Below are 21,246 nucleotides of genomic sequence, written 5' to 3' on the forward strand. Positions count from 1 at the left end.
CCGAGACCGAGACCGAGACCGAGACCGAGACCGAGACCGAGACCGAGACCGAGACCGAGACCGAGACCGAGACCGAGACAAACTTGAATCTGTCTACACCTGCTATACAAGAACAAAATCAAATCAATGAGCCAGGTTTAATCGAGTCACAAGTTGATATTCCGTATGCTCATGAGCCTACAACCACACTAGATTCCCTGGTACAGCAAGGTGATGCACAAGTTATTAATGAACTGCCACCTATATTAAAGGATGATCAACAGGCAATTCCTGCAATAACGGCTCAAGCTCCCCTTAGAGCTGAAAAACTTAGCAAAAAGGATTGTCCTCAAAGCGTAAAACTAGGCTCATATATCGCACATATTCATCCTCTGCATGAGGAAAATTCTTCTGTACAAGCATTATATGTTTTAGAAATTCCAGGCCTTCCAGAAATTTCTCAACATCTCGATTTGCTCATACATGCTTCAGATTTACAAAATTGGCAACAACGTCCAATTTATCTGGCTGAACAAATCAATTCGCAAGGTTGTTTTATTAAATATTTAGCATTGTTGGGTGCAGAGAACCAAGTACAAGCCATTCCTTTAATGAATGGCTTTACCGGGCAATCCCAACAGCATATCGCTGCGATTAAAGAAATTCACTGGGAAGATCTTGCAGAGAATTTTACTGATTTTGAGGCTCTATTTTATAGCTATACACAAAAAGCAACTTTAATTTGGACAAGTGAAAACTATATTCCTTTTATTCCTGCACAGCTTTTTCAAACTCAAAAATTTATTCAATTTGAGGAAAGTCCTGCTGACTTTAAAACACCGCTGCTTTTATTAAAAGACAGACAAAAAATTCGAGTTATTCATGGGCAGAAACGCTTAAGGCTTGCTCGGACTGAATCGGCTTATCCTTATTTTTTATTAGAACGTCACCATGGGGTAAGCTGGCAATTAATTCAGAATATTATTACCCAGCTGAAATCTCCAATCGACTGTTATCAGCTATATGAGGCAATTCAAAAGCATATTTCAGATTAAGTTTTATTTTTTGTAGCCAAAGCTTGCTTTTTAATGGCAATTTTTACAAGACTATCAAATGATCAGAAATATAAGAGCAAGGATATGCCAAAAAAGAAAATCACTTTATCGAAATCGCTGTTATTTATACTGGTCTCTGGGATCATGAACGTCTCAAATGGATCTGAGACTTCAGAACAAGTCACTGATTCCCCCCCGAGTTCATTATCGACTAAGAATGAAGACTATAATTTGCTTTATCAAATTCCAAATTGGATCGATGCACTACCGACATTTTTACCACAACAATCGAATGAACCTATTGTTCCACCCATCTTGCAAACTGCTGATCAAACTTGGTTAGACCGCAACCAACTTAAAGTTCGAAACTGGGCAGATAATACCTCGCATAAAATTGACAATTGGTTCGGTAAAACAGACCCAGAAAAACCGGCATCGGCGACATTACGTGTAATCGTGGATAATAGTTGGAATAAACATGATGGTTATGAAATTAAACCGCGTATCCGCGGCAAAATTAAACTTCCAACTTTAAAGCGTAAAGCAAGTGTCGTTTTTGGTGATGATTCTTTAGATAATGAACTGGATAACAATGTTGCCATTACCGATGAAAATCCAGGAAGTAGCGATGATAAAACCATAGACCGGCAACGTACCCGTGAAAATAACAGTTCTTTTGCATTGCGTTGGTCAGATTTTTCTAAGCGCCTCCCTTTCGAAACTGATTTGGATTTGGGACTTCGTTCAGGAAATGATATTTATCTCCGTCTAAAAGCATCCAGGGATTGGACACTGGAGAATGATTTCAGTTTTCATGCTGAACAGATTTATCGCTATGGCATTGATAGTAAAAATTATTTAAGAACCAACTTTGAGCTCACTCATGCCCATCCTGATAAAGCTATTCTTTCTAACCAACTCAATCTCACTTATGCAGATGAGCAAGATGATGACTTAACCTGGGATAACAACCTGTTTAGACAGCATCAGTTTTTCCATGCAAATACCTTTAGTTATGGTATTTATACCGGTGGTTTTTTAAATAATAATGACTTACGTTTAAATAGCTGGGGGCCCTTCGTTTCTTGGCGCCAACCGTTATGGCGTGAATGGTTTTATCTCCAAGGCAATTTAAATTATTTTAATAATCATCGGGATGATCGTAGTCATTTCATTGGTGCATCCGTGCGTTTGGAAGCATTATTTTAATCTGCTTTGTGCATAACTGCTACTTGCCCACAGTTATAATTTCAATAAAAAACCTCCCGAAGGAGGTTTTTTTCTTAATGAGGAAAGGACTTATTTCAACAACAAACTGTTAATACGTTTTACATATTCAGCCGGGTCATCGGGTAAACCACCTTCTGCAATCACTGCCTGATCGAAGATCACATTAGCCAGATCATCAAACTGATTCGAGCCTTCGAGTTTTTTTACCAAAGGATGTTCTGGGTTAATTTCCAGAATCGGTTTACTTTCTGGTACAGCCTGACCTGCTTGTTTCAACATACGAATCAATTGTGGAGAAAGCTCACCTTCACCCGTCACCAAACATGCAGGAGAATCGACCAAACGTGTGGTTACACGCACTTCTTTGGTTTTGGCTTTCAGTGAATCCGACAGTTTTTCAACCACTGGTTTAAATTGTTCAGCGGCAGTTTCAAGTGCTTTCTTCTCCTCTGCATCTTGCAGATCACCTAAATCCACTGCACCTTTAGCCACATTTTGCATAGGCGTACCATCAAACTCATTGACGAATTCCATCGCCCATTCATCCACACGGTCCGCCATCAATAGTACTTCAATGCCTTTTTTCTTGAACAGTTCCAGTTGTGGTGAGTTTTTTGCAGCACTTAGACTATCGGCAGTCACATAATAAATGGCTTTTTGCCCTTCTTTCATTCGTGCTTTGTAATCTGCCAATGAAGTTGCAATCTCATCATTGGTCGATGTAGAGAAACGTAATAATTTTAAAATACGCTCACGGTTGCCAAAGTCTTCGCCCAAACCTTCTTTAATCACTGAACCAAATTCGGCATAGAACTGTTTGAATTTCTCTTGGTCTTTTTCATCTTCCGACTTCGCCAAGCTATCCAGCATGGTTAAAATACGGCGGGTATTACCTTCGCGAATAGTTTTAACATCACGACTTTCCTGTAGCAGTTCACGGCTGACATTGAGTGGAAGATCAGCACTATCGACCACACCCTGTACAAAACGCAAATAATTTGGAATCAGGTTATCTGCTTCATCCATAATGAACACACGTTTTACATACAGCTTGATGCCCGCTTTCGCTTCACGAGTAAAGATATTGTGAGGAGCTTTGCTTGGTACATACAGCAATTGGGTATATTCGGTACTACCTTCAACACGATTGTGTGCCCAAGCCAATGGTGCCTCAAAGTCGTGGCTTAAGTTCTTATAAAACTCTATGTATTGCTCGTCAGTGATCTCATTTTTATTTCGGGTCCAAAGTGCGCTTGCTGAGTTAATCGCTTCCCATTCATCCGTTTTGACCATCTGACCTGCTTTAGGTTCTTCACCTTCAGCCACTTCTTCTTGTTGCCAAACTTCTTTTTGCATTTCAATTGGCAAACTAATGTGGTCAGAATATTTATTGATGATTTGCTTAACTTTATAAGACTCTAAATACTCAAGTGCATTATCACGTAAATGCAAAATGATATCTGTTCCACGTGAAGCCTTGGTGATTTGTTCAACTTCAAAATCACCTGTGCCTTGACTGATCCAGCGTACGCCATCACTAGCATCTGCAGCTGCATGACGGGATTCAACGGTAATTTTTTCGGCAACAATAAAGCCTGAATAAAAACCAACACCAAACTGGCCAATCAATTGTGCATCGGCCTTCTGATCACCTGACAGTCTAGACATAAAATCTTTGGTGCCAGACTTAGCAATCGTACCTAAATTATCAATCGCTTCTTGTTGAGTTAAACCAATCCCGTTGTCTGAAATGGTGATGGTTTTATTGTCTTTATCTAGAGTGACCCGAACATGTAGTTCAGGATCATTTTCATAATATTCTGGATGATTGATTCCTTCAAAACGCAACTTATCACATGCATCAGATGCATTCGAAATTAGTTCGCGCAAGAAAATTTCCGGATTTGAATAAAGTGAATGTGTCACCAAATGTAAAAGTTGGGCTACTTCCGCTTGGAAACTATGTTTTTGTGTACTTTGTTCGCTCATCAGTCACTCCTTAAATTCATTAAACACTTTTTATTGAATGCTTAATGAATGGAGTGACTTGAGAAATTTTCAATAGTAAGGAATAAATTTTTCTTAAAAAGGGCCTTGTTTATAAACACGATCCATATACAGATCCAGTTTTTGTTGGCGCATTTTATATACTTCGCTTAAACAACGGCTCGAGTTACCACATTGATCACGTAATTGTAGCCACTTTACCTGTTCATCCTGAATAACGCCACGTGTCCCCATAGGAACCAGGCGCTTAATAATATTATAGGTGGTGGCCATTTTAACATCGGCATCATTTACAGCACGATGCTCACAAATGGCATGTTCTGTTTGTGTTCGGGCATTATCACAATTGAAACTTGCAGCAAAAACAGAACCACTAAATAGGCTAAAAAAGACCACACTGTATAAATTGAATAATTTCATGATTTGTTTTCTCTTTTTAGCTTATTGTATATAACCAACTTAAACAAAATCTTGATCATTAAGTAGTATCAAAGTGCTCAATCTATGTGATTTATTGTAAGTTTTTCATTAAAAAACCCCATCTATAAAGATGAGGTTTTTTGGCGCTTATTTTTATTTTAGTCTTAGAATTTGTAGCTATAACCGACTGTATAAACCCAAGGGTTTACTTCCAATTCACCAATATTTGTACCATCTAATTCTAAGTCTGTTTCAACCTGAGCATAACGTACATCTGCAAAAACACCCCAATTTTTAGCATCTGCAGGCTGGAAGTTAAAACCAACTTGCCCAGCAACACCATAAGCTACATCGGCTTCAAGTTTTGAACCTGCAATTGCACCTTTGGTCTCTTCATCCCAAGGTACAACCACAGTTGCACCAACACCGACATAAGGAGTAAAGCGAGTTGAATTTTTAAAGTTATATTTAGCGGTCACAGTGGGTGGTAAATGTTTAAAGCTTGCTACCTCACCTAAACCTTCAATACTTACATCATGTTTGAAAGGAGTCGCCAATAACAATTCTACAGAAATAGGTGAGTTATCAAAGAAATATTCTACTGAAGGGGTAAAACCCAGTTCATTGCTTACGGTCGCCTTACCACCTGCAATAATACCATTATCATCATTTTGTGGTGCCAGAGCAGAAGCACCCACTTTAACCTGCCACTGACCCGCCATCGTAGAAGCAGACATTCCCAATAATGTAATAAGAGCAACTTGTTTTAACATTTTAAATACCCCTTGGAAGAATAATAACAACAATTTTTAAACATTAATTAATAATAAACACGAGACAAATTAATATGCAAGAGTGATTAATTAATAATAATTATATTTATTTTCAAGCAATTGATAATATTAAGTATTTATTTTAAATAGACTAACTTGGTTGGTTTTAAATACCAACCAAGTTAATCAAGTTTATTATTATATTCCGAGTATATTAATCAGGTTTATTGTATTAAGTATTTAAAAGATGTATTTAAAATAAATCTATTAACATTATACATAAAACAGAATCAAACTTAATTTAAATATTAGTTTAGATTAAAGAACCATTGCAGCAATCCATCCAAATATCAATAAAGGAATATTAAAATGGATAAAGGTAGGAACCACACTGTCTTTCATATGGTCATGTTGTCCATCCATATTTAAACCTGAGGTTGGTCCTAAAGTTGAATCAGAGGCTGGAGAACCCGCATCGCCCAAAGCTGCGGCGGTACCAATAATTGCAATGGTTGCAGCGGGACTAAAGCCAAATTGAATACATAAAGGCACATAGATAATGGCCAAAATCGGCACCGTAGAGAACGATGAACCAATCCCTAAAGTAATCAGCAAACCGACCAGCAACATTAAAAATGCAGCCAGACCTTTACTGTTACCAATCCACTCAACAGATGCATTGACCAAAGCAGGAACTTGATTGGTGGCCTCAATGACGGATGCAAAACCTTGTGCGGCAATCATAATAAAACCGACCAATGCCATCATTCGCATACCGGTAATAATCACATCATCCGCTTCTTTCCACTTAAAAATACCCGCGCAGCTTAAAATTGCGACACCCACCAAACCGGCAAGAATCATCGAATCTGAATAAAGCTGTACAGCCAAGGTCGCAATGACTGCAAAAGCGGCCATTATCAAGGTGAATTTTGCAATTTGTGGCTTAGCATTCGCATCGGTAACAACCTCACCGGAAATACTATGATGACTTGCCTCAAGCTGAATTTCTTTATAAATTCGTGGTTTACGATAGCTATAAAAGACCGCAATCAATAGTCCCACGAACATGCCAAAAACGGGAATAGCCATTGCAGATGGAATTTGATCGTAGCTAATTTCAAAACCGTAAGGCTTACCAAAAGTATTGATGTTTTGTCCTAAAATATCATTCAGGAAAATGGCACCAAATCCGACCGGAACCAGCATATAGGTGGCGCATAAACCAAAAGTTAATAAACAGGCCACAGCGCGGCGGTCTAAATTTAAATGGTTAAAGACACTTAACAAAGGTGGAATCAAAACCGGGATAAAAGCAATATGAACAGGAATTAGGTTTTGCGAAGACACTGCAGCAGCGACAATCGTAAAGAAAATTAAATATTTAACTTTATTTTGCGATTGAACATTGGCATCCCCTTTTAAGGTGGAAATCAGTTTATAAGCCAATAAATCCGGCAAACCCGACCGTGCTAAAGCAAGTGCAAATGCACCTAAAATACCATAGGCTAAGGCAATTTTAGCCCCGCCACCTAGGCCATTATTAAATGCATCTAAAGTTCCTTGTAGACCTAAACCGGCCAATAAACCACCGGCAACAGCACCGATCACCAATGCAAATACCACAGGCACACGAGCTAATGAGAGTCCGAACATGACTCCGATAGCGGCAATAATTGCGAACATAATCAATTGAGAGGAAGATGAAAAGCCGATATTTTAGCAGATCCAACTCATTGAAACTGTAAATTGATGGCTTTTATCCACCATCAACTTTTTCATTTAAATTCATGTAATTAAATACAAGTAAATGAATTTAAATCTGTTCCAAAGCAAAGCTACGAATATAATTTGCGACCAACTTGGGTTGGCTTAATATTGCCCAATGATTGGCATCGACATCTACACGCTGAAAATTTTCAGCCCATTTGGGCATTTCATCAATCAGTTCAGGACTGACAAAATTGTCGCGTTTCAGCACAATTGCTTGCACGGGGCAGACTGCAAAACGCTGACGTGGCTGAGTTAAGCGTGGCAGAAAATTGGCGCGATACAGCCCGATTCCATGTTTCCCATCTGATGCAATATGGGGATTTAAAGGCAAGTTTTTTTTGTGCTCTAACTTTTCAAGCACTTTGCCCCATTTTTCAGGACTGAAAAAATTCCATACCGTAGGTGCCAGCAAAGGTAGTTGAAATACTGCGATATACCAAGACTTGCTCAGTTGCTTAAAGAACTTGCCCTTGTCTTGTTTAAACTGACTACGCATCCAAAATGCAGCATGGTCTAAACACGGACCTGAAATCGTATTATAAGATAAAATTCGTGCTTTAAATTTAGCTTCGGTGACCGACTCCCAAGCTGAATAGAACCCCAATCATGCGCTGCCAAATGGAAAGGCCGATCTTTTAATACAGCATTGACTACACTTTCTAAATCTAACGATAACTGTTCTAAGCGATAGTCACGAATACGTGCTGGAATGGAGGACTGCCCTGCTCCGCGTACATCATAAGTGACAATATAAAAATCTTGGATAAGTTCCTGAATAACCGGCTCCCATACTTCCTGATTATCAGGGTAACCATGCACCAAGACTAAAGCCGGTTTTTCCTCAATCCCCCAAGTTTTCACATACAGATGCTGTTGATCTCGGGTTGTTACCCATTGGGTTTTCTGCATAAGCCTTTCTCATTTTTTTATTGACTATTTATCTTGATGATTGGGCAACCTGATCAATGTCCCAATTTTAATTCTGCTCTAGTATGGTCGGGCTAGCCATAAAAAAAATTGACCTCTATGAGCCTTTAAAAAAAACTACAGACAATACCTGCGATCTCTAAATTTATGATCAATCGCTACGCACCTTACCGTGGTGCAGGTATTGAGATCGAAAAAATGGATTTGGCAAATGATCACATTCGCGTAAAAATGCCTTTAACGCGTAAAAATCAAAATGTGGTTGGGATGCATTTTGGAGGAAGCTTGTACTCCATGGTCGATCCGTTTTTATGCTTTTACTGCTGCATCATCTCGGATCAAAATATATCGTCTGGGATAAATCGGCTCAGATTAATTTTCTCTCGCCAGGACGCAACACTGTCTATGCTGATATTCGCCTAGATGCCGTGGAAATAACCCATATTAAAGAGCTTACTGATAATTACGCACCTGTATATCGTACATACACAGTCAATATTTTTGATGATGCAGGCATCCGCATTGCTGAAGTTGAAAAAACGGTCTATATCCGTAGAAAAAATCCCAAACCAACCACTCGATAATAAAAAAGCGCTTGTTGATCAAGCGCTTTTACTTCAATTAAGACGTTGAATTAACGTTTTTTCTGTTCGATGGCAGCTCCGGCACCACCACCAATTGCACCACCAATCGCAGCACCCGCATTACCACCAATCACGCTCTTACCGACTGCAGAACCAATGGCACCGCCTACACCACTATAAACTGCATTACGGTTAGAACCACCTTGGGTTTTACTACCGACCGCTGCACCTGCACCACCACCAACTGCTGCACCAATACCACCGCCGACTTTATTACCTACACCGCCACCAACCGCACCACCTAGTGCTGCTGCGCCGATTCGCTGTTCCCTTGGCGACATACTGTCACAACCCGCCAACATAAAAGTGGACATGGTCACAACCGCCATTACGCTCATTAACTTTTTCATGGGATTTCCCCCTGTTCTCACTCTTCTTAGATTAAGCTTAATTTGTGGAGAGTAATAAAAGGAAAATGTTACGCATTAGCACTGAAATGCTGCATTTTGTAAACAGTCTTGAAACATTTAAAAACTACTTTTCAGAAAATTACGTTTGCTTATCTTCTACATGTACTTCATACACAATAATATCTTTTCCCCTTATTGATCACTTCAAAAATTGTGGCATCGACATTATGATCGGATTCTTGCCACGCAATTCGACCAATCACTTCTGCCTTTAGGAACAACCGCTTTTCTTCTATCTAAAACAAAAAAAGACGCCCGAAGGCGCCTTTTTTCAATCACTTAACTTAAGAATTAAAATTCTTGGTTAAATGCTTGGCTTAATGCTTGGTCTACATCAGAAAAGTCATTTACAAGCTCATGCTCTGCAGCTTCAGCTTCTTGACGACGACGTTCTAAATGATAAGCAAGACCAGTACCTGCAGGAATCAAACGACCCACAACTACGTTCTCTTTCAGACCGCGTAAATCATCTTCTTTACCTGTTACAGCAGCTTCAGTTAAAACACGAGTTGTTTCCTGGAACGATGCAGCAGAGATGAACGAGTCAGTAGAAAGCGATGCTTTAGTAATACCCATCAATTGACGTTCATACTTCGCAGGGAACTTGTTCTGAGCAAGTACAGCTTGGTTTTCAGCAACCATGCGGATGTAATCCACTTGTTCGCCTTTAATGAAGCTAGTATCACCACCATCAGTGATTTCAACTTTACGCAACATTTGACGAACAATAACTTCAATGTGTTTGTCGTTGATTTTTACACCTTGCAGACGGTAAACGTCCTGAACTTCGTTCACGATGTAGTTAGTCAACGCCACTTCACCTTTCAGACGTAAGATGTCATGCGGGTTTTGTGGACCGTCAGAAACTGTTTCACCACGGTTCACATGTTCGCCTTCGTACACGTTAATGGTACGCCATTTCGGAATCAACTCTTCATAAATTTCAGAGCCGTCGTCAGGAGTAATCACTAAACGGTTTTTACCTTTAGTCTCTTTACCGAAGCTTACAACACCTGAAATTTCAGCCAGGATTGCATGTTCTTTCGGTTTACGTGCTTCGAACAAGTCAGCTACACGTGGAAGACCACCGGTAATATCACGAGTACGTGAAGTTTCTTGTGGTACACGACCAATAACGTCACCCACACCGATTGTTTCGCCATCACGGACAGAAAGAATCGTGTTTTGTGGCAAGAAGTAGAACTGTTCGCCACCATCCACTGTGTCTAACACAACAGCAGGACGTAGATCTTTACCTGACGCAGGACGTGAAGTCACTGGCAAGATTTCGATCGTGGTCATACCTGTTGCATCATCAGTTTTCGATGTAACAGTTACGCCATCAGCGATTTGGCTAAAACGTACTTTACCTGCAACTTCGGTAACAAGTGGATGCGTATGCGGATCCCAAGTTGCAACGATACCGCCAGCTGCTACAGCTTCACCATCTTTCAGTACGATAGACGCACCGTATGGGATTTTGTAGCGTTCGCGTTCACGACCTAAGTCATCCGCAATACCGATTTCACCTGAACGAGAAGTCGATACCAAATGACCTTTGGCATGCTGTACAGTTTTCACGTTATGGAAACGTACAGTACCTTTGTTACGTACTTGAACACTGTTTGCAGCAGAAGTTCGGCTTGCAGCACCACCCACGTGGAATGTACGCATGGTTAACTGGGTACCCGGTTCACCAATTGATTGTGCAGCCATAACACCTACAGACTCACCAGGATTTACCTGATGACCACGTGCAAGGTCACGACCATAACATTTCGCACATACACCGAAAGTAGATTCACAAGAAACCACTGAGCGTACTTTAACTTCGTCGACACCCGCTTCTTCAATGAAGGCAGCAAGTTTTTCGTCAATAAGTGTATTACGTGGAAGAATGACTTCGTCAGAACCAGCACGTTTCACATCTTCAGCAACAACACGACCCAATACTCGAGCACCAAGGTTCTCGATGACATCACCACCCTGAATGAATGGAGTCATTACAAGACCGCTTAAAGTACCGCAATCAGGTTCAGTAATAACCAAATCCTGCGCTACATCTACCAAACGACGAGTCAAGTAACCAGAGTTCGCTGTTTTAAGTGCTGTATCGGCCAAACCTTTACGCGCACCGTGTGTTGAAATGAAGTACTGAAGTACTGTCAGACCTTCACGGAAGTTGGCTTTAATCGGGGTTTCAATGATCGAACCATCCGGTTTCGCCATCAAACCACGCATACCTGCAAGCTGACGAATCTGAGCTGCCGAACCACGGGCACCAGAGTCAGACATCATGTAGATACTGTTGAATGATTTTTGCTTCTCGTCTTCACCCTGTTTGTTTTTAACAGTAGTGAAAGACAAGTTGTCCATCATCGCTTTCGCGACTTGGTCATTTGTACGCGCCCAAATATCGACTACTTTGTTATAACGTTCACCAGCAGTTACGAAACCTTGCTCGAACTGTTGTTCAATTTCACGAACTTCAGTTTCTGCTTTCTCAATAATTGAGTATTTAGCAGGCGGGATCAACATGTCTTCCATACCCACCGACACACCAGAGCGAGTCGCTTGACGGAAGCCCAAGTACATCAATTGGTCAGCAAAGATAACCGTATCTTTCAGACCCAATTTACGGTAGCAAGAGTTGATTAACTTCGAGATGTTCTTTTTGGTCATCTCAAGGTTAATTTGCTGGAAGTCCATACCTTCAGGAACAACTTCCCAAAGTAGGCAACGACCAGGTGTTGTATCAACAATAATGGTTTGCTGTTCGCGATTACCATCTTCATCGATCACAGTTTGGTATACACGTGCTTTCACGCGAGCGTGTAGATCAACTTGACCCGTAGCCAATGCGCGGTTTACTTCGTCGGTATCCGCAAACACCATGCCTTCACCTTTGGCATTGATTGCATCACGCGTGATGTAATACAAGCCCAAGACAACGTCCTGAGACGGTACGATGATTGGTTCACCGTTCGCTGGAGACAAGATGTTGTTTGTAGACATCATTAACGCACGAGCTTCTAACTGAGCTTCGAGTGTTAATGGAACGTGTACCGCCATTTGGTCACCGTCGAAGTCGGCGTTGAACGCAGCACATACGAGTGGGTGTAGACGGATCGCTTTACCTTCAATCAGGGTCGGTTCAAATGCTTGAAGACCCAAACGGTGAAGTGTTGGCGCACGGTTCAACATCACTGGATGTTGACGAATCACGTGAGCAAGAACGTCCCAAACTTCTGGCGTTTCTCGTTCAACCATTTTCTTCGCAGCTTTAATGGTTGTCGCTTGACCAGATGCTTGTAGTTTCGCAAAGATAAATGGTTTGAATAATTCAAGTGCCATTTTCTTAGGAAGACCACATTGGTGCAAACGTAAAGTCGGGCCTACTGTAATAACCGAACGACCTGAATAGTCGACACGTTTACCCAATAAGTTTTGACGGAAACGACCTTGTTTACCTTTAATCATGTCTGCCAAAGATTTAAGAGGACGTTTGTTTGAACCGGTGATTGCGCGACCACGACGACCGTTATCAAGCAATGCATCAACAGACTCTTGCAACATACGTTTTTCGTTACGCACGATGATGTCTGGAGCTGAAAGGTCAAGAAGACGTTTCAAACGGTTGTTACGGTTGATCACACGACGGTAAAGATCGTTCAAGTCAGAAGTCGCGAAACGACCACCTTCAAGAGGAACCAACGGACGAAGGTCTGGTGGAAGTACTGGAAGTACAGTCAACACCATCCATTCAGGCTTGTTGTTCGAATCGTTGAACGCTTCCATCAACTTCAAACGTTTAGACGCTTTTTTAAGCTTCGTTTCTGAAGTTGTCTGTGGAATTTCTTCACGAAGACGCGCAATTTCAGCTTCAAGATCGATGTCTTTCAACAAATCCTGAATCGCTTCAGCACCCATTTTCGCGCTGAATTCATCACCGTGTTCTTCTAACGCTGTAAAGTATTCTTCATCGTTAAGAAGTTGGTATTTCTCCATTGGAGTCATACCCGGATCTGTTACAACATAAGATTCGAAATACAATACACGTTCGATATCACGTAAAGTCATGTCTAAAAGAAGACCGATACGGGATGGTAATGATTTCAAGAACCAGATGTGCGCAACTGGTGAAGCAAGGTCAATATGACCCATACGTTCACGACGTACTTTCGCAGTTGTTACTTCAACGCCACATTTTTCACAAATGACGCCTTTGTATTTCATACGCTTGTATTTACCACACAAGCATTCGTAATCTTTTACTGGACCAAAGATTTTGGCACAGAATAAACCATCACGTTCTGGTTTGAACGTACGATAGTTAATGGTTTCTGGCTTTTTAACTTCACCGTGAGACCATGACTTAATCATTTCTGGTGACGCAAGACCAATACGGATGCGGTCAAACTCTACAGGAGCATGACCGTCTGAATCCGTCTTTTTGCGCATGATATCGAGCAAGTCTTTCAATTTTTTTCTCCGTGTGTCGGGAAGATTTTCACTTTCTCGACTGGGTCACAAATATTGTTTTTTAACTGAGAAATCCCCCTTGCCCCTCTTTAAATCAAGAGGTGAGAAGCACTGCTTCGCAAGGGAGATTCAATGGAACTAATTAGTCACCATTTTTCAGTTCAATGTTGATACCTAAAGAACGGATCTCTTTGGTCAATACGTTGAACGATTCAGGCATGCCCGGATCCATATAATGGTTACCATCTACAATGTTTTTGTAGATACGGGTACGACCTTCAACGTCATCTGACTTCACTGTAAGCATTTCTTGCAGTGTATAAGCCGCGCCGTATGCTTCTAGTGCCCAGACCTCCATCTCACCGAAACGCTGACCACCAAATTGAGCTTTACCGCCCAATGGCTGTTGCGTAACAAGCGAGTAAGAACCGGTAGAACGCGCATGCATCTTGTCATCAACCAAGTGATTCAGTTTCAACATGTACATGTAACCTACAGTTACAGGACGGTCAAAACGTTCACCGGTACGTCCGTCAAACAATACAGTTTGACCCGTACGTGGAATGTCTGCAAGCTCTAACAACTCTTTGATTTGGCTTTCATCAGCACCATCAAATACAGGTGTTGCTAAAGGAATACCTTTACGCAAGTTTTTAGAAAGTGCCAAGATTTCATCATCAGTCAGGCTATCAAGATCTTCTTGCTCGCCACCAACTTTGTTATAAATCTTGTCTAAGAAGATACGCAGTTCGGCAATAGTACGCTGTTCTTGCAACATCTTGTCGATTTTATCGCCAAGACCTTTTGCAGCCATACCCAAGTGAGTTTCAAGAATCTGACCCACGTTCATACGTGAAGGTACACCCAGTGGATTCAACACGATATCAACAGGTACACCGTTGGCATCATGCGGCATGTCTTCTACTGGCAAGATGTTCGATACAACACCCTTGTTACCATGACGACCCGCCATTTTATCACCTGGTTGGATGCGACGTTTTACAGCCAAGTAAACTTTAACAACTTTCAATACGCCAGTGGTCAGTTCATCACCTGTAGAAAGTTTGCGTTTTTTCTCTGCAAATTTCTCGTCAATCTCGATGCTCTTCTCTTTCAAGAACACTTGAATTTGAGTTAGGCGTTCAGCAATGCCTTCATCAACAGGTTGAATTTCAAGTAGATCAACAAGCTCTAAACCAGCTAACACATCTTCTGAAAGTTTGTCACCGCGTTTAGTGGTACCACCACCATTCGATTCTTGACCTTTCAACAAGCGAATAATACGTTCACGTGCTGCTTCTTCGAAGATTTTGAACTCTTCTTTCAAGTCTTTACGGTAAGCATCCAATTGCGCTTTTTCAATTGCTTGAGCACGTTCGTCTTTTTCAAGACCATCACGTGTAAACACTTGAACGTCAATCACTGTACCTTTAACGCCTGAAGACACGCGTAAAGATGAGTCTTTAACATCAGCTGCTTTTTCACCGAAGATTGCGCGAAGCAATTTTTCTTCCGGTGTTAACTGGGTTTCGCCTTTTGGCGTTACTTTACCAACAAGGATGTCACCAGCAGTCACTTCAGCACCGATATAAACGATACCTGATTCATCCAGTTTAGACAGTGCAGCTTCACCAACGTTAGGAATATCGGCAGTAATTTCTTCTGCACCTAACTTGGTATCACGAGCAACACATGACAATTCTTGAATATGAATCGAAGTCAAACGGTCTTCTTGAAGAACACGTTCAGATAACAAGATCGAGTCTTCGTAGTTGTAACCGTTCCAAGTCATGAACGCTACGCGCATGTTTTGACCAAGCGCCAATTCACCACCATCAGTCGATGGACCATCAGCCAATACGTCGCCACGACCCACTTTATCACCAATGTTCACGAGAACTTTTTGGTTAATACAAGTGTTTTGGTTCGAACGTGTATATTTGATCAGGTTGTAGATATCTACACCTGCTTCACCAGCGATCATTTCTTCTTCGTTTACACGAATAACCACACGCGACGCATCAACAAACTCGATACGACCACCACGTTTAGCAAGAACACATACACCAGAGTCATGCGCTACGTTGGCTTCCATACCGGTACCGACAAGTGGCTTGTCAGCAATCAGCGTAGGAACAGCCTGACGTTGCATGTTTGAACCCATCAACGCACGGTTGGCGTCATCGTGTTCAAGGAATGGAATAAGTGATGCCGCAACAGATACAACCTGCTGAGCAGATACGTCCATATGTGTTACTTTTTCAGGAGGCATACGTACGAAGTCACCTTGGTGACGTACAGATACGAATTCTTCTGTCAAGTTACCGTCTTTATCTACGCCAGAATCGGCCTGTGCAATCACAGTACCTACTTCTTCAATCGCAGATAAATACTCAACATCATTTGTTACGCGACCATCAACAACTTTGCGGTATGGTGTTTCCAAGAAACCAAAGTTATTACATTTTGCATAAACAGAAAGTGAGTTGATCAAACCAATGTTTGGTCCCTCAGGAGTCTCAATTGGACATACACGACCGTAGTGAGTTTGATGTACGTCACGTACTTCAAAGCCTGCACGTTCACGCGTCAAACCGCCGGGTCCAAGTGCTGATACACGACGTTTGTGTGTAATTTCAGACAATGGGTTGTTTTGGTCCATGAACTGAGACAACTGGCTTGAACCAAAGAATTCTTTGATTGCAGCAGCAACTGGTTTCGCATTGATTAAATCTTGCGGAGACAAGTTGTCTGTTTCAGCCTGGCTTAAACGCTCTTTAACAGCACGTTCTACACGAACCAAACCAACACGGAATTGGTTTTCTGTCATTTCACCTACTGAACGTACGCGACGGTTACCCAAGTGATCGATGTCGTCGACTTCACCTTTACCGTTACGAATTTCAACAAGTGTTTTTAATACATCTGTAATATCTTCGTTTGAAAGAATACCTTCAACTTCACGAGACTTCTGATCAGTACCCACTTCGTAAGGACGACCCAAACGACGGTTAAACTTCATGCGACCGACTGGAGACAAGTCATAACGTTCAGAAGAGAAGAACAAGTTGTTGAATAAGTTTTCAGCAGCTTCTTTTGTTGGTGGCTCACCTGGACGCATTACTTTGTAGATTTCTACAAGTGCTTCTTCACGACCTGAAGTCGTATCCGCACGTAAAGAGTCCGCAACGAAAGAACCACGGTCAATATCGTTGGTGAATAGAATATTGAACTGCTTAACGCCACCTTCTGCAATCTTCACCATGATCTCATGGCTCAATACTGTGTTTGCAGCAATTACATCGCCATCTTTTAATGCAATGTCTTCAGCAGTGATGCGTTCGTACAAGTACTCATCAGGAACAGGAAGCTTGGTTAAGCCAGATGCTTCCATTTGACGGACATGACGTGCATTAATACGTTTACCTTGTTCAACAATCACTTTGCCGTCAGCATCAGCGATGTCGAATTGAGCCATTTCACCGCGCAGGCGTTCAGGCACAAGGTCAATTTGATAGCTACCCATGTCAAGATACACAGGTACTTTTTCGTAGAACATGTCTAGGACTTGTTCGTTGCTATAACCCAACGCACGAAGAACCACAGTCGCAAGCAATTTACGACGACGGTCAATACGTACAAAGACAAGGTCTTTGGCATCGAATTCAAAGTCTAACCATGAACCACGGTAAGGAATGATACGTGCTGAATAAAGAACTTTACCGCTAGAGTGAGTTTTGCCTTTATCGTGGTCAAAGAATACACCTGGTGAACGATGTAATTGAGATACAATTACACGCTCAGTACCATTGATAACAAAGGTACCATTTTCGGTCATGAGCGGCATTTCACCCATGTACACTTCTTGTTCACGTACGTCTTTAATTGATTTAGTTTCGCGATCTTTGATGATCAAACGAATTTTTACGCGCATTGGTGCTGCATAAGTCGAACCACGTAAAATACATTCACGCACATCAAACTCAGGCTTACCAAGACTATACTCAACAAATTCTAAAGCAGCATTGCCAGAATAACTTTCAATAGGAAAAACTGAACGAAATGCGGCTTGGAGACCGATATCTTCGCGGTTTTTTGGAGTTTTGCCATCTTGTAGGAATGTTCTGTACGAGTCGACTTGAATCGAAAGCAAGTACGGAGCATCCATGACGCTAGGCAATTTACCAAAATTCTTACGGATCCGTTTCTTTTCGGTATATGAGTATGCCATCTGGAGTCCTCGGAAAGTAAACTAAGCCCGCCTGCAGAACGAGCCTAGAAGGAATTACACAGGCCGATATGGCCACCACTTTTTACAAATGCTGCAATTTTTAGTGGTATTAAAACGCTTAGCAATATTTTCAAATATGATAAATATTGGTAAACATTTGATTTTATTGATCTATTATAATAATTGACGGTTTTTACATCAATCAAACAAAAATCGAGCCGATTATTGTAACGCAAAAAGGCTGATGACCCAAGAGCCATCAGCCAAATTTTGGGATCAATTTAAAAATTGACCCCTGGCTAAATTACTTAACAGTAACTGTAGCACCAGTAGTTTCAAGCTTAGCTTTAAGTTCTTCAGCTTCTTCTTTAGAAACGCCTTCTTTAAGAACTTGTGGAGCGCCTTCAACTAAGTCTTTAGCTTCTTTCAAGCCAAGACCAGTAACTTCACGAACTGCTTTAATTACAGCAACTTTGTTCGCGCCGAAAGAAGTCAATTCAACATTGAATTCTGATTGCTCTTCAGCAGCAGCAGCAGCAGGACCAGCAGCTACAGCTACAGCAGCAGCAGATACGTTGAATTTCTCTTCGAAAGCAGAAATAAGTTCAACAAGTTCAAGAACAGTTTTTTCAGCAACTGCGTTTAGGATTTCTTCGTTTGTTAAAGCCATGAGAGTAACTCCAAATGGGTATTGAATGGTGTGTGAATAGATTTAAGCTTATGCAGCTTCTGACTCGTTTTTCTCTTGAAGCGCTGTAAGTAAGCGACCCAATTTCGAAATAGGAGCTTGAAGAACAGATGCAAGCATAGTAAGCGCTTTTTCTTGGTTCGGAAGATTCGCGATAACGCTAATTTCTTCACCTTGATAAAGTTTGCCATCAAATGCAGCAGCTTTAAGTTCAAATGCTTTGTTAGTTTTCGCAAATTCTTCGAACAAACGAGCAGCAGCGCCCATGTCATCTTCAGAAGTAGAGAAAGCTAAGATTGTTGGGCCAACAAGGTTGTCGTTCAAGATATTGAATTGAGTATCTTGAAGAGCGCGTTTAGCTAGAGTATTACGTACAACACGTGTAGCAACACCTAGTTTACGAGCTTCAACACGAAGAGCAGTTAATTGCTCAACAGTTAAACCTTGGTAGTCAGCAACAACAGCAGCAAATGCAGTAGAAGCAACTTCAGTTACTTCAGCTACGATCTGTTTTTTGCCTTCGATAAGAAGAGCCATTGTAAAACCTCCTAACGGTGATTTATGTGCTTACGCGAAGCACACTCCCAATTCGTTAATCCATCACTGGACTAACACGCGGAGGATGAACAAATCACACCACCGCGTCTACTCGGACTGGACTTTTAAGAAGTGAGTTCCGAAGAACTCTCCTCGCCCGAGGTCTTTGACGCTGATAAACAAATATTTATCAATTCAAAGTTTGCCTAAGTTTGCAAAATACGGCGGAGCGTTTCTTGCGTAAAAACCAAAGCAGCGCTTTGATTTTTACTCAGGGCTTTAAAATTCTGTAATAAGTCGAGACTTATTTAGAAACGTTTGCTACATCAACGATCAAACCAGGACCCATAGTTGAGCTCAAAGTGATCTTTTGAATGTATACGCCTTTAGACGTAGCAGGTTTTAAACGTTTCAAGTCAGCAACAAGTGCTTCAACGTTTGAACGAACAGCTTCAGCAGTGAAACCTACTTGACCGATCGCAGCGTGGATAATACCCGCTTTGTCTACGCGGTAACGTGCTTGACCAGCTTTTGCATTTTTAACTGCAGTTGCTACGTCAGGAGTTACAGTACCCACTTTAGGGTTTGGCATTAAGCCACGTGGACCAAGGATCGTACCAAGTTTACCTACAACGCGCATTGCATCTGGAGCAGCAATTACTACGTCAAAGTCAAGGTTACCCGCTTGGATGCTTTCAGCAAGATCGTCGAAACCTACAACGTCTGCGCCTTCAGCTTTAGCAGCTTCAGCAGCAGCGCCTTGAGCGAATACTGCTACACGTACAGTTTTACCAGTACCTGCAGGAAGTGTAGTCGCGCCACGAACAACTTGGTCAGATTTACGAGGATCAACACCTAGGTTTACCGCAACATCCAAAGATTCTTTGAATTTAGGAGCTGGAAGACTCTCTAGAACTGCAACAGCTTCTTCTAGCGTGTAAACTTTGTGCGCTTCTACAGCAGCTACGATCGCTTTTTGACGTTTAGTTAATTTAGCCATGTCTTAAAGCTCCACTTCCAAGCCCATAGAACGCGCAGAACCAGCAATGGTACGTACACGTGCGTCTAAGTCAGCACCAGTCAAATCTGGTTCTTTAGTAGTCGCAATTTCTTCGATTTGAGCACGAGTCAACTTACCAACTTTAGTTTTGTTAGGTACAGCTGAACCTTTCTGGATACCAGCAGCTTTCTTAAGAAGAACAGCAGCAGGTGGAGTTTTCATGATGAATGTGAACGACTTGTCGTTGTACACAGTAATCACTACAGGAATTGGTAGACCAGCTTCAAGTTTTTGTGTAGCAGCATTGAATTCTTTACAGAATGCCATGATGTTAACACCACGTTGACCTAGTGCAGGACCAATCGGTGGAGATGGATTCGCTTTACCAGCTGGAACTTGCAGCTTGATATAGCCGTCAATCTTCTTAGCCATTTCAAATTACCTCTGGGTGCAAACGCCGATGAAGGCTCCCCAATGATTTCAAGTAACGATAACCGTTACAACAACAATGCCCAATCCATAACAAATCGGGCGTTTTCCAACCAACTTAAATTAGTTCGCTTTTTCGACTTGGCGAAATTCGAGCTCAACTTGAGTTGGTCGATTGAATACATTAATCGTCAACGTTAAACGTGACTTCTCGTATTGAACTTCTTCCACCACGCCTTTAAAGTCGGTGAATGGACCATCAATAACAAGTAATTCTTCGCCTGGTTCAAACATCGTCTTAGGACGAGGTGCTTCACCAGTATTGCGTACACGTGCAAGAATCGCATCAGCTTCTTTTTGCGTAATTGGAGCCGGTTTTTCAGCCGTACCACCAATAAAGCCTAATACTTTTGGACATTCTTTAACAATGTGCCAAGTATCATCATTCATTTCCATTTCAACTAATACATAGCCAGGAAAGAATTTACGCTCTGATTTACGCTTCTTGCCATCCTTCATTTCTACGACTTCTTCAGTCGGAACAAGGACTTCACCAAAGCTATCGGCTACAGCGCTACGCTGGATTCGATCATTAAGCGAGCGTAACACCTGTTTTTCATAACCTGAATAGGCATGAATAATGTACCAACGTTTCATAGCT

At 41.5% G+C, this 21,246-nt stretch carries 13 protein-coding genes and 3 pseudogenes; 3 read left to right on the top strand and 13 right to left on the bottom strand.

The window, feature by feature from the left end:
* Together E0409_RS11885 and E0409_RS11890 are read left to right on the top strand one after the other, a co-directional pair.
* Window positions 1–1,034, top strand: a pseudogene (locus tag E0409_RS11885) (hypothetical protein); the annotation flags it as partial.
* An 84-nt stretch (window positions 1,035–1,118) separates the two neighbouring features.
* Window positions 1,119–2,243, top strand: a complete 1,125-nt coding sequence (locus E0409_RS11890; protein WP_131291155.1) for a hypothetical protein — start codon at window positions 1,119–1,121, stop codon at window positions 2,241–2,243.
* 90 nt (window positions 2,244–2,333) lie between these two features.
* On the opposite strand, the gene htpG is transcribed toward E0409_RS11890, so the two are convergent.
* The 5 genes and pseudogenes from htpG to E0409_RS11915 form a co-directional block, all read right to left on the bottom strand.
* Window positions 2,334–4,253 carry a molecular chaperone HtpG gene (gene htpG, locus E0409_RS11895; RefSeq protein WP_131291156.1) on the bottom strand — a complete coding sequence of 640 codons (1,920 nt, stop codon included), beginning with the start codon at window positions 4,251–4,253 and terminating at the stop codon, window positions 2,334–2,336.
* Between the two features lie 93 nt (window positions 4,254–4,346).
* Window positions 4,347–4,691 carry a lysozyme inhibitor LprI family protein gene (locus E0409_RS11900; protein ID WP_131291158.1) on the bottom strand — a complete coding sequence of 115 codons (345 nt, stop codon included), beginning with the start codon at window positions 4,689–4,691 and terminating at the stop codon, window positions 4,347–4,349.
* A 164-nt stretch (window positions 4,692–4,855) separates the two neighbouring features.
* Complete coding sequence (locus E0409_RS11905; RefSeq protein WP_131291160.1) at window positions 4,856–5,464, bottom strand: OmpW/AlkL family protein; 609 nt, start codon at window positions 5,462–5,464, stop codon at window positions 4,856–4,858.
* A gap of 318 nt (window positions 5,465–5,782) precedes the next feature.
* Window positions 5,783–7,150: a Na+/H+ antiporter family protein gene (locus E0409_RS11910; RefSeq protein ID WP_131291162.1), complete on the bottom strand. Its 1,368-nt coding sequence runs from the start codon at window positions 7,148–7,150 to the stop codon at window positions 5,783–5,785.
* A 130-nt stretch (window positions 7,151–7,280) separates the two neighbouring features.
* Window positions 7,281–8,146: pseudogene (locus tag E0409_RS11915) on the bottom strand (alpha/beta fold hydrolase).
* Between the two features lie 165 nt (window positions 8,147–8,311).
* Here E0409_RS11915 and E0409_RS11920 point away from each other — a divergent pair.
* Window positions 8,312–8,748, top strand: a pseudogene (locus E0409_RS11920) (DUF4442 domain-containing protein).
* Between the two features lie 50 nt (window positions 8,749–8,798).
* On the opposite strand, the gene E0409_RS11925 reads toward E0409_RS11920, so the two are convergent.
* The 8 genes from E0409_RS11925 to nusG form a co-directional block, all read right to left on the bottom strand.
* On the bottom strand, window positions 8,799–9,158 hold the full coding sequence (locus E0409_RS11925; RefSeq protein ID WP_131291164.1) for a YMGG-like glycine zipper-containing protein: 360 nt from the start codon (window positions 9,156–9,158) through the stop codon (window positions 8,799–8,801).
* Window positions 9,159–9,509: 351 nt separating this feature from the next.
* On the bottom strand, window positions 9,510–13,700 hold the full coding sequence (gene rpoC / locus E0409_RS11930; protein ID WP_131291166.1) for a DNA-directed RNA polymerase subunit beta': 4,191 nt from the start codon (window positions 13,698–13,700) through the stop codon (window positions 9,510–9,512).
* Window positions 13,701–13,842: 142 nt separating this feature from the next.
* The gene (gene rpoB, locus E0409_RS11935; RefSeq protein WP_131291167.1) at window positions 13,843–17,931 is read right to left on the bottom strand and encodes a DNA-directed RNA polymerase subunit beta; all 4,089 of its coding nucleotides are present in this window, start codon (window positions 17,929–17,931) and stop codon (window positions 13,843–13,845) included.
* A 304-nt stretch (window positions 17,932–18,235) separates the two neighbouring features.
* On the bottom strand, window positions 18,236–18,601 hold the full coding sequence (gene rplL / locus E0409_RS11940; protein ID WP_131291169.1) for a 50S ribosomal protein L7/L12: 366 nt from the start codon (window positions 18,599–18,601) through the stop codon (window positions 18,236–18,238).
* A 48-nt stretch (window positions 18,602–18,649) separates the two neighbouring features.
* Window positions 18,650–19,156 carry a 50S ribosomal protein L10 gene (gene rplJ, locus E0409_RS11945; protein WP_131291171.1) on the bottom strand — a complete coding sequence of 169 codons (507 nt, stop codon included), beginning with the start codon at window positions 19,154–19,156 and terminating at the stop codon, window positions 18,650–18,652.
* Between the two features lie 304 nt (window positions 19,157–19,460).
* Window positions 19,461–20,156, bottom strand: a complete 696-nt coding sequence (rplA, locus tag E0409_RS11950; protein ID WP_131291173.1) for a 50S ribosomal protein L1 — start codon at window positions 20,154–20,156, stop codon at window positions 19,461–19,463.
* Window positions 20,157–20,159: 3 nt separating this feature from the next.
* On the bottom strand, window positions 20,160–20,588 hold the full coding sequence (gene rplK, locus E0409_RS11955) for a 50S ribosomal protein L11 (RefSeq protein WP_131291175.1): 429 nt from the start codon (window positions 20,586–20,588) through the stop codon (window positions 20,160–20,162).
* Window positions 20,589–20,708: 120 nt separating this feature from the next.
* A complete protein-coding gene (nusG, locus tag E0409_RS11960) occupies window positions 20,709–21,242 on the bottom strand; it encodes a transcription termination/antitermination protein NusG (RefSeq protein WP_067726918.1) in 534 nt (177 codons plus the stop codon).
* Window positions 21,243–21,246 lie beyond the last annotated feature (4 nt).

Origin of the sequence: Acinetobacter sp. ANC 4862 (assembly GCF_004336635.1) — a bacterium.
In the GTDB taxonomy this organism is placed as follows: Bacteria; Pseudomonadota; Gammaproteobacteria; order Pseudomonadales; family Moraxellaceae; genus Acinetobacter.